Source organism: Elioraea sp., from assembly GCF_051860475.1.
Taxonomy (GTDB): Bacteria; Pseudomonadota; Alphaproteobacteria; order Acetobacterales; family Acetobacteraceae; genus Elioraea.
This window is the reverse complement of the sequence record NZ_JBHYDW010000137.1, coordinates 1-11,839: the sequence shown is the minus strand read 5'-3', so window position 1 is coordinate 11,839 and position 11,839 is coordinate 1. Positions and strand designations below refer to the sequence as shown.

Here is an 11,839-nt window from a genome sequence, read left to right as displayed (position 1 = left end):
GCGCCGGTGATCCTGGTCACGGCGCCCAACTTCCCGCCGAGCACGGTGGCGGAGCTGCTCGCCTATGCGCGCGCCAATCCCGGCAAGGTGAACTTCGCCTCGGGCGGCAACGGCACATCGACGCATCTCTCGGGCGAGTTGCTCCGCCATGTCGGGCGCATCGACATCGTGCATGTGCCTTATCAGGGTTCCGGCCCCGGTGTGACGGCGCTGCTCGGCGGACAGACCGAGATGATGTTCTCCGGCATCAGCTCGACCCGCCAGCATGTCGAGACGGGGCGGCTGAAGGCGATCGCGGTGACCGGCGAGCGGCGCTCGTCGTCGATGCCGAACGTGCCGACCTTCGCCGAGGCCGGGCTGCCGGAGATGGATGCCGAGACGATGTGGGGCTTCTGGCTGCCGGCCGCCGCGCCCGCCGCGATCGGCGAGCGGTTTGCCGCAGCGCTCGCCGCCGTGCTCGCCATGCCGGAGGTGCGCGAGCGGATCGAGGGCCTCGGCTTCGTCCCACGCGGCAGCACGCCGGCGGAGTATCGCGCGCGCTTCCAGGCGGAGCTCGCGAAGTGGGGCCCGATCATCCGCCAGGCCGGCATCCAGGCGGGCTGAGCGATGGACGCGAGCCTGCGCGACAAGGTCGCGGTGATCTCGGGTGGCGGCGGCGGCATCGGCCATGCGGCTGCGCTGGCGTTCCACGCCGCCGGCGCGCGCGTCGCCGTGATCGACCTCGATCCCGCGCGCGCCGAGCGGAGCGCGGCCGCGGTGGCTGATGCGGGCGGCGACGCCCTGGGCCTTGCCGCCGACATCACCGATGACGGTCAGGTGGCATCGGCGATGGCGCAGGTGGTCGCGCGGTTCGGCCGGCTCGACATCCTCTACAACTGCGCCGGCGGCACAGTTCCGGAGGACGGGCCGGTGACGGAGGTGCCGCTCGACGTGTTCGATCGCACCTTCGATCTGGACGTGCGCGGCACCTTCCTCTGCTGCCGCCACGCGATCCCGGCCATGGTCCGTGCGGGCGGCGGCGCGATCGTCAACATGTCCTCGGGCGCGGCGCTGCGCGGGGCGAGCCCGTTCCACGTCTACACGGCGGCGAAGGGCGCGATCCTGGCCTTCACCCGCGCCCTCGCTGGGACCTACGCCAAGCACAACATCCGCGCCAACGTGATCGCCTCGGGCCGGGTGATGACCGAGCGGATCATCCGCACCTGGGGCGAGCTGTCGTCGGACCGCGTCAAGAACGACCCGCAGGACCCGGTCGGCCGGCTGCGCGAGTATCCGTTCTGGGTCGGCGAGCCCGAGCACATCGCCGCGACCGCGGTGTTCCTCGCCTCGGATGCCGCGCGCATGATCACCGGCGCGACGATCGCCGCCGATGGCGGCCGCTCGGCCTACTGAGGATCGCATCATGGCGGATGACGCCTCGCCCTACCGCTTTTTGTTGATCGCGGCCTTCCGGCACATGGGCGAGTCCCTGTTCCGAATGCGTGCCTATGAGGGGCGCAAGGAAGACCTGCTGATGAACTACGACGCGATCGCGCCGCTGCTCGCCGGCGTGTCGTGGGACGCGCATCCCGGCGCGCCCGCCACCCACGGCAAGGGTGGGGTGGAGACGCGCGAGGAATTCGCGATCGCCGGCGTCAACCGGTTGACGGTCGTGCGCGAGGCCTGCGAGTCCGGCAGGTACAACGGCATCGTGCTGCTCGGCGGCGGCGATCCGGGCTATGTCGAGAGCCGCGAGATCGCGCATCGCTACGGCATCGCGCTCACCGCGTGTGCGCATGCTCAGATGCACGCGGCGATCGCCCTCGGCCACCGGTTCAGCATCATCGACATCTCGGAAGGCCACAACATGCAGATGGCCGACCTGGTGGTGCGCTACCGCATGACCGAGCACTGCGCGTCGATCCGCAATCTCGAGTTCCCGCTGCCACGCGAGGCGCATGAGGGCCGCGTGACGGTCCAGGATGAGAGCGAGCGGTTCGCCCGCGACGGAGGCTCGGCGATGCTCGAGGCGGCAGTGCGCGAGGCGGTTGCGGCGATCGAGGAGGACGGCGCCGAGAGCCTGATCCTCGGCTGCTCGGCCGCGTACTGGCTGCAGAGGCCGTTGCAGCAGCGCCTGCGCGAGCTCGGCTGGGACGTGCCGGTGCTGGAAGGGTACCGCTGCGCGATCGCGCAGGCGAAGCTGCTCATCGATCTCGGGGTCGATGCGAGCGGGCTTGCCTATCCGCTCGATCCGCCAAGACGTGTGCGTCGGCGAAAGGTCGTCTAGCGTGGACCGCGCAGCAGACGCGGCGCGACCAGGGCGGAGACGGCGGCGAGCTGCGCCGCGATCGCGATCATGGGCACGCCCCAGCCGCCGGTGAGGCGCACCAGCAGCGCGAACAGCGCCGGCCCGGCGACGTAGCCGAGGAAGGTGAACAGCGTCGAACCCGAGGTCGCGTCGGAGACCCGGTCACGTGGTACGAGCCGCGCGACCTCGGCGAGATAGATCCCGTTCCAGCTCGCCGCGACGAAGCCCGCGAGGGCTGCGAGCGCGGAGGTGAGCAGCAGGCCGGCGCCGACAGGCATGGCGGCGAAGACGAGCACCGCGGCGGCGGCGGCGAAGCCCTGCACCACCAGGTTGGCGCTCGGACTGCCGGTACGGTCGGCGAGCCAGCCGAGCGCGATGCGTGCGGCGACGCCGGCACCCTGCATGGCCGCAAACGCGCTGCCCGCCTGCACCAGCGTCATCGCGCGCGTCTCGACCAGCCAGGTGACGGTGAACGAGAACAGGCAACCCTGCACGATCGCGAACGACACCGCGAGCAGGGTGAGTGGCGGCAGCAGCGGCGACAGCCAGAGTGCCGCATAGGGCAGCGCGAGTGTGGCCGGGCTGAACATCGCGCGCGGATGCAGCGACCGCTGCGCGTCACGTTCGGCATCGAGCGTCGTGCGGAGCGGCTGGATCATGGCCGAGGAGACGAAGGCGGCGGCCGCGCAGACGACGAGGGCCGCACCCCAACCGAACGCGCTCGCGACTGGGGCTGTGATCAGGCCGGCCAGCATGCCGCCGAGCGGTGCGCCGGCCTGCTTGACTGAGAAGATCAGCGTGCGGTGCCCGGCAGGCGCCGTGGCGGCGAGGATGCGGCTGCCGGCGGGCGGCGTCGGGCCGTAGCCGATGCCGAGCAGCAGCGCGGCGATGCCGAGCGCTGGGACGGTGCCGAGCCCGATCGCCAGCAGCCCGAGCGCAGAGAGCATGGCACCCGCCTGGAGCATTCGGATCGGGCCGAGCCGGGCCAGCACCGGCCCGCCGAAGGCCAGGAACAACACCGTGCCGAAGGCGTTGATCGACGAGAGATTGCCGATCGCCTCCGGCGCGAGCCCGACCGCACCCGTCAGCACCGGCGCGATCACGGGCAGGCTGTGCATCATGAACGACGCCACCGCCTGCATCAGCAGCGTCGCGCCGAGGGCGGCGACCCAGGGTTGCCCCACGCTACGACCCGGCCATCGCGTCGAGCAGCCCGGCCTCGCGCAGAACGGCGACGCACTCTTCGACGTCCCGCTGATCCGGCGGGCTCAGCGCCGGTCGCCAGAAGACACCGATTCGCATGCCGAGCTGGCCTGCGATCGCCTTGAACAGGGCGACGTGATGGAAGCCCTGCGCGAAGTACCGGCTCTGCAGGCGGCTCGCGATCGCGCTGATCGTGCGCAGATGCGCTGCCGCCGCCGCGTAGTCGCCACCGAGTGCGGCATCGATGAACCGGCCGCAATGCGGGCGCGCCGCCGTCTGGCACAGCACCGGCCGCGACGAGCCGATCATGAAGCGGGGCGCGCGGTCGGGGTAGGTGAGCCGGCCGAACAGGAAGTACTCCTCGAGCGAGGTCGAGACGGCGATCCGGTCGCCGACACGCTCCATCATCCGCGCGTAGCTCGCGAAGTTCAGCGTCGTGTCCTGCACCGCGCAGACAGTCGGCAGATGCAGCAGCCCTGCCACCTGGTCGGGGTCGAGATAGTAGGCGAGTTCGGCCAGCGTGGTCGCATAGACCACCATGCCGATGTCGATCCGCGCCGCGACATGCTCGTAGAAGGCGCGCACGCCGGCGGCGCTGCGCGGGCCGTAATAGGGTGGCCAGACCATCACCAGATCAGCACCCGCCTCCTGCGCGTGGCGGGCAAGCTCGATCACCATCGCCGCTGCCGGATCAGAACAGCCGATCACCACCGGCGCGCGGCCGCCGACCTCGTCCAGCACGATCTCGGTGACGCGCTTGCGCTCCGCGAGCGTCAGCGCCCAGAATTCCTGGTGCAGCGAATGCACGGAGAGGCCGCCGACACCCGGCCGCGCGAGCGTGGCGCGCACGTTGTGGCGCAACCCGTCCTCGTCGATCGCGCCATCCGCCCCGAACGGCGTGTAGAGGATGGTGAGGTAGCCGGAGAGCGTCGCGCGCACCCATTCGCGCGCCGCGCCAGCGGCGTAGCGCATACGCGAGGTTCGTTCGCGCTCAGTCGAGCGTGACGTTGGCCTTGCGCACAACCTCGGCCCACTTGGTCGTCTCGGTGCGCAGGTTCTCGGCGTAGTCGGACGGTGATCCGCCGATCGGCACGAAGCCGAGCGCGGTCAGCCGCTCCTGCGCATCAGGGTGGCGCACGCCGGCGCGCAGCGCCCCGGACAGTTTCTCGATCGCCGCCGCCGGCGTGCCGGCCGGCACCAGCGCACCCCAGTAGGTGGAGGCCGTGACATCCGGCAGCCCGGCCTCGGCGAAGGTCGGCACATCGGGCAGCGCGGCCGCGCGCCGGTCACCGGTCACGGCGAGCGCGCGCAGGCGGCCTGCATCGACATGCGGGCGCGCCGCACTGATGCCGTTGAACATCAGCGGCACATGGCCGGCGACGACATCGGTCGTGGCCGGCCCGGTGCCGCGATAGGGCACGTGCACGAGATCGATCCCGGCCACCATCTTCAGAAGCTCGCCCGCGAGATGCGTCGAGGCGCCGTTTCCGCCCGAGGCGTAGCTGAGCTGGCCCGGCCGCGCCTTCGCCATCGCCACGAGATCCTGGAGCGAGGTCACCGGCAGCGAACGATGCGACAGCAGGATCACGGGCCCGGTCGCGAGCAGGCTCACCGGCGCGAAATCCTTGGCCGAATCGTACGGCAGGCGCGGGAACAGCGACGGGTTGATCGCGAAGCTGCTGTCCACGATCAGCACGGTGTAGCCGTCGGCGGGCGCGCGCGCGACCAGCTCGCCTCCGATCGTTCCGCCTGCGCCGGCACGGTTCTCGATCACCAGCGGCTGGCCGAGGGCGGCGCGCACATGCGCATCGATCAGTCGCACGAGGTTGTCGGTGCCGCCGCCCGGGCCGAACGGCACGATCACGCGCACCGGCCGGTCGGGGAACCCCTGCGCCAGGGCCGGGCTGCCGATGACGGCGCCGGCGCCGGCGAGCAGGTGGCGGCGACGGATGGCGTGCATGGTTCTTCTCCCCTCGTTCGCTTGCGTCATCGTAGTCGCCTCCATGGATTGCGCAATGCCGCGCGCGGGCCGACGATGCACGGTCCCGCAGCGCGATCCGGAGGCGCAAGGAGTGCTCCGACCGACCATGGCGACGCTGACGGCGAGCGACGGCGTCGTGCTCGCCTGGCGCATCGACGACTTCACCGATCCGTGGCGCATGCCGGCGACACCCGTACTGCTGCTGCACGCAGCGATGGGGGCGTATCGCCGCTGGTTCGCCTGGATCCCGACACTTGCCCGACACTGGACGACGGTCAGTCTTGACCTGCGTGGTCACGGCGCATCGGGCGTGCCGGGCGAGGCGCAGCCCTTGACCGTCGAGCGGCTTGTGGCCGACGTGGTCGAGCTGCTCGATCACCTCGAGATCGCACGGGCGCATGTGGTCGGCCTCTCCGCCGGCGGCTATGTCGGCCAGCGCCTCGCGATGGAGCATCCCGCGCGCGTGGCAACGCTCTCACTGTTTGCGTCCACGCCCGGGCTGCGCAACAGCCAGGCCGGCACGTGGCCAGCGAGGATCGCCGCGATGGGCCTCGAGGCGTTCGTGCGCGAGGGCATCGCCGACCGTTTTCCGGCGGATGCCGATCCCGGGCTCGTGGACTGGTTCTGTCGCCAGACCGGCGGCAACGACCCGGGCTTCATCGGCCGCTTCGTCACCCACATGGCCAGTCGCGACTGGGAGGACGAGCTCGATCGCATCGGCTGCCCGACGTTGCTGGTTGCGCCGGGACAGGAGCCGATCGGCTCGCACGACCAGTACGAGCGCATGCAGGCCCGCATTCCGGACGCGACTCTCGTCTCGCTGGAGGGGATGCCGCACAACATTGGCGATGCCGCCCCCGAGCGCTGTCTGCGCGTCCTGCTGGCGTTCCTGGACGGAGACCGCGCGCGGCGCGGCGATCGAGCCCGCGCGGCGATCGGCGGATGATGCCGCCACGGCGTGCCGGGTGCGCCTGATCCCGGGGCGCCGTCGCGCCCGGGAGCACCGGGGCCCCGCCTCCGCCGATACCGGCCGGGCCCGCCGGGCATGGTGCGGCTGCCGCGAGGCAGTGGCGCCGTGACACCGACTCGGCGATGATCACGCCGGCCGCCGGCCAGGCCGGCACGGCGACCGTATCGCCGGTAGCACCTCACCCTGGGACACCGCCCGCTCCGCCATGCCCGCCCCATGAGCCTCTCCGGAACATCGCGCCTCGCCGGCGTGCTGGGCTGGCCGGTCGCGCACTCGCGCTCGCCGCGGCTGCACGGGTTCTGGCTCGAGCGCCACCGCATCGACGGCGCCTACCTGCCGCTCCCGGTGCACCCGGAACGTTTCGCCGACGCCGTACGTAGTCTGCGCGATCTCGGCTTCCAGGGCGCCAATGTCACCATTCCGCACAAGGAGGCCGCCTTCGCCGTCTGCGACCAGGTCGATGCGACCGCGCACCGTGCCGGCGCGGTCAATACGCTGGTGTTTCGCCCGGACGGCAGCATCGCCGGCTCCAACACCGACGGCTGGGGCTTTCTCGAAGGGCTGCGCCAGGCCGTGCCGGGGCTCAGCATCGCCGACACGCCCGTCACCGTGCTCGGCGCCGGCGGCTCGGCGCGCGCCATCGCCGCCGCCCTGCTCGATGCCGGATGCCCGCACCTCGCCTTCGTCAACCGCACCCGCGCCCGCGCCGAGGCGCTCTGCACCGCGCTCGGCGGCACGGTCGCGGCCGCAGGCTGGGACGAGGCGCCGGACCTGCTCCCGGCCACACGCCTGCTCGTCAACGCCACCTCGCTCGGCATGAAGGGTACCCCCTCGCCCGACCTGCCGTTCGCCCGACTGCCCGATGACGCCATCGTCGCCGACATCGTCTATGTGCCGCGCATCACCGGCCTGATCGCTGCGGCGACCGCGCGCGGGCTTCGCACCGTCGGCGGGCTGCCGATGCTGCTGCATCAGGCGCGACCCGGCTTCCGCGCCTGGTTCGGCGTCGATCCAGAGGTGGACGATGCGCTCGCCCGCTTCGTCGCCGGCGACGTGCCGGAGACCGCCGAGGCGGCATGATCGTGATCGGGCTGACGGGCGGCATCGGCATGGGCAAGTCAGCGGCGGCGCGAGCGTTCCGACGCCTCGGCATTCCCGTGCACGATGCAGACGCCGCCGTGCACCGGCTTTACGCAAGGGCCGGCGCCGGCGTGCGCGCAATCGCCGCGCTCGCACCCGAGGCGGTGGTCGATGGCGCGGTCTCGCGCGAAGCGCTGCGCCAGCGCGCGCTCACCGACCCGGCCTTTCTCGCCCGGCTCGAGGCCGCGATCCATCCGCTCGTGCGGCAGGAGGAACAGCGCTTCCTGGCGCGCTGCCGACGCGCGCGCCGCCCGCTCGCCGTGCTCGACATCCCGCTGCTGTTCGAGACCGGCGGCGCGGCGCGCGTCGATCACGTGGTCGTCGTCAGCGCCCCCACCTCGACCCAGCGCGCGCGCGTGCTCCCCCGGCCCGGGATGACCGAGGCCCGGCTTGCCGCGATCCGCGCGCGCCAGATGCCCGACGCCGAGAAGCGCCGCCGCGCCGACACCGTCATCCGCACGGGGCTCTCGCGCCACCACGCACAGCGCGGGATCCGCCGGCTCGTGGCGCAGCTCCGGAAGGGCGCACGATGAGCGACCGCGAAGTCCTGCTCGACACCGAGACCACCGGGCTGGAAACGAGCCTCGGGCACCGCATCATCGAGATCTGCTGCCTCGAGCTGCGCAACCACGTCCCCACCGGGCGCGTGCTGCACCGCCTGGTCGATCCGGGCCGCGACATCGACCCGGAGGCGGAACGCATCCATGGCATCACGCGGGCGAGCCTGATCGGCAAGCCCGGCTTCGGCGAGATCGCCGACGAGCTGCTGGCGTTCCTCGGTGCGGATCCGATCGTCGCGCACAACGCGCCCTTCGATCTCGGCTTCATCAACGCCGAGCTCGCCCGCCTCGACCTGCCGCCGATCGATGCCACGCGCGCGATCGACACGGTCGCCCTGGCGCGCAGGCGCCATCCCGGGCTGCCCGCCAGCCTCGATGCGCTCTGCCGCCGCTTCGGCATCGACAACTCGATGCGCACCAGCCACAACGCGCTGCTCGACTGCCAGCTTCTGGCCGAGGTCTATCTCGAACTGCTGGGCGGCCGGCAGCCCGGGCTCGGGCTTGGACCTGCGGCGCGCGCCGCTGTGCGTGGCAGCGTCCAGGGCGTGCCGGTCGCGCGCACGCCGCGCCCGATCGTGCCGAGCGAGGCCGAGCTTGCCGCGCACCGCGCCTTCGTCGCGGGGATCACCGGCGCGCTCTGGGCGACCCTCGACCCCGGGACCTACGGTACCGTCGACGCCGCTCCCGGCTGATCAGCAGGACCGCGGCGGCTCGGCCGCGGTTGCGAAGGCGACGAGGCAGGGGCCGAAGCGCGCGGCGAAGGTCTCGCCGTAGCCGGCGGCGTGGCCGGCGATGCCGCCCGGCCGGTCGACCAGCAGCACCGCACCGAGCCGCGGGGCCAGCCGCTCGCGCATCAGCCGCGCCCGCCCCTCGGGATCGAGCACGAACGGATCGCCGGCAAACTGCACGAAGGCCACACGCGCCGCGCTCGGCGGGATGCGCGCGACCATCGCGCGAAGCTGGTCGTACTGGGCCGCGAGGTTCATGCTGCCGCCCCGCCCGTGCGCGGCCGCCGCGATCGCGATCACGACATCTGCGAGCCCGGCCTGTTCCAGCGCCGCGAGCGCGGTCCAGCCGCCGCGCGAGTGCCCGGCGACGACGATCCGCCGGTAACCCTGTCCGCGCAGTGCCGCGAGCCCCGCGCGCAGCCACGTGGCCGCACGATTGGCATCGTCGCTGACCGGATGGCGATCAAACAGCAGCACGTCGAACCCGGCCGCGGCGAAGCGGTCCACCCAGGGCTGCGGCGCGAGCCCGCGATAGTCCTCGAAATTGCCACCGCGGCCATGCGCGAATACGATCACCCCCGCCGACGCCGCGGGGCCGCGGCGGCCGTGGTCCTGCGCCGGCGTGAAGGACCAACCGATCCCGCCGATGCCCTCGGGCGGGGTCGCTGGCGTACAGCCTGCCGCAAGTACCAGCCAGAGCATGCAGAGCCACAGCCGCCTCATCGGCCACAGTCTTGCCGACACCCCCCTGCCGGGCTAGAGGGGCCGCCGTTTCCTCCTTGCTCGGGCCCTGTCCATGACAAAGAGCGTCAAGAAGGTCGTGCTTGCCTATTCGGGCGGGCTCGACACCTCCGTGATCCTCAAGTGGCTGCAGACGACCTATGGCTGCGAGGTCGTGACCTTCACCGCCGATCTCGGCCAGGGTGAGGAACTCGGCCCCGCGCGCGACAAGGCCCGCCTGCTCGGCATCAAGGACGCGAACATCTTCATCGACGATCTGCGCGAGGAGTTCGTGCGCGACTTCGTCTTCCCGATGTTCCGCGCCAACGCGCTCTACGAGGGGCAGTACCTGCTCGGCACCTCGATCGCGCGGCCCTTGATCGCCAAGCGCCAGATCGAGATCGCCGAGATGACGGGCGCGGACGCCGTCGCCCATGGCGCGACCGGCAAGGGCAACGACCAGGTGCGCTTCGAGCTCTCCTACTACGCGCTGAAGCCGGATGTGACGGTGATCGCGCCGTGGCGGGAGTGGGCGCTCACCTCGCGCACCGCGCTGCTCGACTTCGCGGAGAAGCACCAGATCCCGATCGCCAAGGACAAGCGGGGCGAGGCGCCGTTCAGCGTGGACGCGAACCTGCTGCACTCGTCGTCCGAGGGGAAGATCCTCGAGGAGCCGGGGGTGGAGGCGGACGAGATCGTCTATCAGCGCACCATCAGCCCGATGGCCGCGCCCGACCGCGTGACCGAGATCGCGATCGATTTCGAGAAGGGCGACGCGGTGGCGCTGAACGGCGAGACACTTTCGCCGGCGACGCTGCTGACGCGGCTGAATGCGCTGGGGAAGGAAAACGGGATCGGCCGCCTTGACCTTGTGGAGAACCGTTTCGTCGGCATGAAGTCGCGCGGCGTCTATGAGACCCCGGGCGGCACCATCCTGCTCGCCGCCCATCGCGCGATCGAGAGCATCACGCTCGACCGCGAGGTCGCGCATCTCAAGGATCAGCTCATGCCGCGCTACGCCGAGCTGATCTATTACGGCTTCTGGTTCGCGCCCGAGCGGCGGATGCTCCAGGCCGCGATCGATGCGAGCCAGGAGCACGTCACCGGCCGGGTGAAGCTGAAGCTCTACAAGGGCAACGTGATGGTCTCGGGCCGCGAGAGCCCGCACAGCCTGTACTCGATGAAGTACGTCACTTTCGAGGACGACCAGGGCGCCTACGACCAGATCGATGCCAAGGGCTTCATCAAGCTGAACGCGCTGCGGCTCCGGCTCGGCGCGATGGCGGGGCGCAGGGGCGGGGCGCTGTAGCGCGCGTCCCCGTTCCGGCGGGAGGCGCGGACCGCGCCTGCCGCTTGACGTGACTTGGCCGGAATGAATATCCTATCGCTCCTGTGCCGCTGGAGGCCGCGATGGCCATTCCGCAGATCAGGCCGACGACGATCACCCGGCTGGCGTACGGGGCATATCCGTCGATGGCGATGCTCGCCGGCATGCAGCTCGACGTATTCACGCCCCTCCAGGACGGGCCGCTCCGGGGCGTGGAAATCGCGCGGGCGATCGGCGTGGGCGCCGACAGGCTTGAGCCGCTGCTCTACGCGCTCGTGCACGCGGAACTGCTCACGGTCGAGGGCGGGCGCTTCGCCAACACCCCGGAGGCGGATCTCTACCTGGTGCGCGGGCGCCCGACGTATATGGGAAGCGCGCACGAAGCCTATGCGGACCTCTGGAACGCGGCGCTCGGCACCGCACGCTCGATCCGCGCCGACGCGCCGCAGGCGAAGCATGACTTCGAGGCGATGTCCGATGACGAGCTCGGCGCGTACTTCCGCGGCCAGCACGCCGGGGCGCTGGCGACCGGACGACAGCTCGCGCACAGCGAGGACTTCGCGCGCTTCCGGCGCCTGCTCGATGTCGGAGGCGGCTCGGGCGGGCTCGCGATTGGCGCCTGCGAGGTCTGCGCCGGCCTCGCGGCCACTGTCGTCGAGCTGCCGAGGGTCACCGCCATCGCCCGGAGCTTCGTCGCCGAGTCCGCGTTTGGGGAGCGGATTCGGGTGCTCGACACCGACGTGACCGAGGTGCCGCCCAGGGGCAGCCATGACGTCGCCGTGCTGCGCAACCTGCTCCAGGTGCTCTCGCCGGACCAGTGCCGCCGTGTGCTGCGCAACGTCGGTAATACCAACTCCCACTGATCAGAACCGATGCGCCCAGTCGCGGAGGCCGATGGACGTGATGCGCCAGGGCTGGTCGAT

General features: G+C 71.5%; 13 protein-coding genes. 9 read left to right on the top strand and 4 right to left on the bottom strand.

Annotated features, from left to right (window positions below; all coding sequences use genetic code 11):
• The 3 genes from ACTIFU_RS19055 to ACTIFU_RS19045 form a co-directional block, all read left to right on the top strand.
• Positions 1–603: tripartite tricarboxylate transporter substrate-binding protein (locus ACTIFU_RS19055; protein ID WP_439579902.1), on the top strand; the 603-nt coding region annotated here is incomplete at its 5' end.
• A 3-nt stretch (positions 604–606) separates the two neighbouring features.
• Entirely contained in the window at positions 607–1,392 is a 786-nt protein-coding gene (locus tag ACTIFU_RS19050) for an SDR family NAD(P)-dependent oxidoreductase (RefSeq protein WP_439579901.1), read from the top strand.
• Positions 1,393–1,402: 10 nt separating this feature from the next.
• Complete coding sequence (locus tag ACTIFU_RS19045) at positions 1,403–2,266, top strand: aspartate/glutamate racemase family protein (protein WP_439579900.1); 864 nt, start codon at positions 1,403–1,405, stop codon at positions 2,264–2,266.
• Here the strand turns inward: ACTIFU_RS19045 and ACTIFU_RS19040 are convergent.
• From ACTIFU_RS19040 to ACTIFU_RS19030, 3 genes are read right to left on the bottom strand one after another with little or no spacing between them, the layout of a single operon-like run.
• Entirely contained in the window at positions 2,263–3,471 is a 1,209-nt protein-coding gene (locus tag ACTIFU_RS19040) for an MFS transporter (RefSeq protein WP_439579899.1), read from the bottom strand. The genes ACTIFU_RS19045 and ACTIFU_RS19040 overlap by 4 nt on opposite strands.
• Before the next feature lies 1 nt (position 3,472).
• Complete coding sequence (locus ACTIFU_RS19035; RefSeq protein WP_439579898.1) at positions 3,473–4,462, bottom strand: dihydrodipicolinate synthase family protein; 990 nt, start codon at positions 4,460–4,462, stop codon at positions 3,473–3,475.
• 19 nt (positions 4,463–4,481) lie between these two features.
• Positions 4,482–5,450 (bottom strand): Bug family tripartite tricarboxylate transporter substrate binding protein, encoded by a 969-nt coding sequence (locus ACTIFU_RS19030; protein WP_439579897.1) that lies wholly within the window; start codon positions 5,448–5,450, stop codon positions 4,482–4,484.
• Positions 5,451–5,562: 112 nt separating this feature from the next.
• On the opposite strand from ACTIFU_RS19030, the gene ACTIFU_RS19025 reads away from it, so the two are divergent.
• From ACTIFU_RS19025 to dnaQ, 4 genes are all read left to right on the top strand, one after another.
• Complete coding sequence (locus ACTIFU_RS19025; RefSeq protein WP_439579896.1) at positions 5,563–6,417, top strand: alpha/beta fold hydrolase; 855 nt, start codon at positions 5,563–5,565, stop codon at positions 6,415–6,417.
• Between the two features lie 240 nt (positions 6,418–6,657).
• Positions 6,658–7,521 (top strand): shikimate dehydrogenase, encoded by an 864-nt coding sequence (locus ACTIFU_RS19020; protein ID WP_439579895.1) that lies wholly within the window; start codon positions 6,658–6,660, stop codon positions 7,519–7,521.
• Entirely contained in the window at positions 7,518–8,114 is a 597-nt protein-coding gene (gene coaE, locus ACTIFU_RS19015) for a dephospho-CoA kinase (RefSeq protein WP_439579894.1), read from the top strand. The genes ACTIFU_RS19020 and coaE overlap by 4 nt, the downstream gene beginning before the upstream one ends.
• Positions 8,111–8,833 carry a DNA polymerase III subunit epsilon gene (dnaQ, locus tag ACTIFU_RS19010; protein WP_439579893.1) on the top strand — a complete coding sequence of 241 codons (723 nt, stop codon included), beginning with the start codon at positions 8,111–8,113 and terminating at the stop codon, positions 8,831–8,833. Before coaE ends, dnaQ begins: the two co-directional genes overlap by 4 nt.
• Here dnaQ and ACTIFU_RS19005 read toward each other — a convergent pair whose 3' ends face one another.
• On the bottom strand, positions 8,834–9,592 hold the full coding sequence (locus tag ACTIFU_RS19005; protein ID WP_439579892.1) for an alpha/beta hydrolase family protein: 759 nt from the start codon (positions 9,590–9,592) through the stop codon (positions 8,834–8,836).
• Positions 9,593–9,665: 73 nt separating this feature from the next.
• Between ACTIFU_RS19005 and ACTIFU_RS19000 the strand changes: the two genes are divergently transcribed.
• Both ACTIFU_RS19000 and ACTIFU_RS18995 read left to right on the top strand, forming a co-directional pair.
• Positions 9,666–10,898, top strand: a complete 1,233-nt coding sequence (locus ACTIFU_RS19000) for an argininosuccinate synthase (RefSeq protein WP_439579891.1) — start codon at positions 9,666–9,668, stop codon at positions 10,896–10,898.
• Between the two features lie 101 nt (positions 10,899–10,999).
• Positions 11,000–11,779 carry a methyltransferase gene (locus ACTIFU_RS18995; protein ID WP_439579890.1) on the top strand — a complete coding sequence of 260 codons (780 nt, stop codon included), beginning with the start codon at positions 11,000–11,002 and terminating at the stop codon, positions 11,777–11,779.
• The last annotated feature ends 60 nt before the right edge of the window (positions 11,780–11,839 follow it).

Bases quoted from the DNA above. Each gene is read 5' to 3' on its own strand.
- ACTIFU_RS19050 (WP_439579901.1), top strand. From the start codon at position 607: ATGGACGCGAGCCTGCGCGACAAGGTCGCGGTGATCTCGGGTGGCGGC.
- ACTIFU_RS19045 (WP_439579900.1), top strand. From the start codon at position 1,403: ATGGCGGATGACGCCTCGCCCTACCGCTTTTTGTTGATCGCGGCCTTC.
- ACTIFU_RS19035 (WP_439579898.1), bottom strand. From the start codon at position 4,462: ATGCGCTACGCCGCTGGCGCGGCGCGCGAATGGGTGCGCGCGACGCTC.
- ACTIFU_RS19030 (WP_439579897.1), bottom strand. From the start codon at position 5,450: ATGCACGCCATCCGTCGCCGCCACCTGCTCGCCGGCGCCGGCGCCGTC.
- ACTIFU_RS19020 (WP_439579895.1), top strand. From the start codon at position 6,658: ATGAGCCTCTCCGGAACATCGCGCCTCGCCGGCGTGCTGGGCTGGCCG.
- coaE (WP_439579894.1), top strand. From the start codon at position 7,518: ATGATCGTGATCGGGCTGACGGGCGGCATCGGCATGGGCAAGTCAGCG.
- dnaQ (WP_439579893.1), top strand. From the start codon at position 8,111: ATGAGCGACCGCGAAGTCCTGCTCGACACCGAGACCACCGGGCTGGAA.
- ACTIFU_RS19005 (WP_439579892.1), bottom strand. From the start codon at position 9,592: ATGAGGCGGCTGTGGCTCTGCATGCTCTGGCTGGTACTTGCGGCAGGC.
- ACTIFU_RS19000 (WP_439579891.1), top strand. From the start codon at position 9,666: ATGACAAAGAGCGTCAAGAAGGTCGTGCTTGCCTATTCGGGCGGGCTC.
- ACTIFU_RS18995 (WP_439579890.1), top strand. From the start codon at position 11,000: ATGGCCATTCCGCAGATCAGGCCGACGACGATCACCCGGCTGGCGTAC.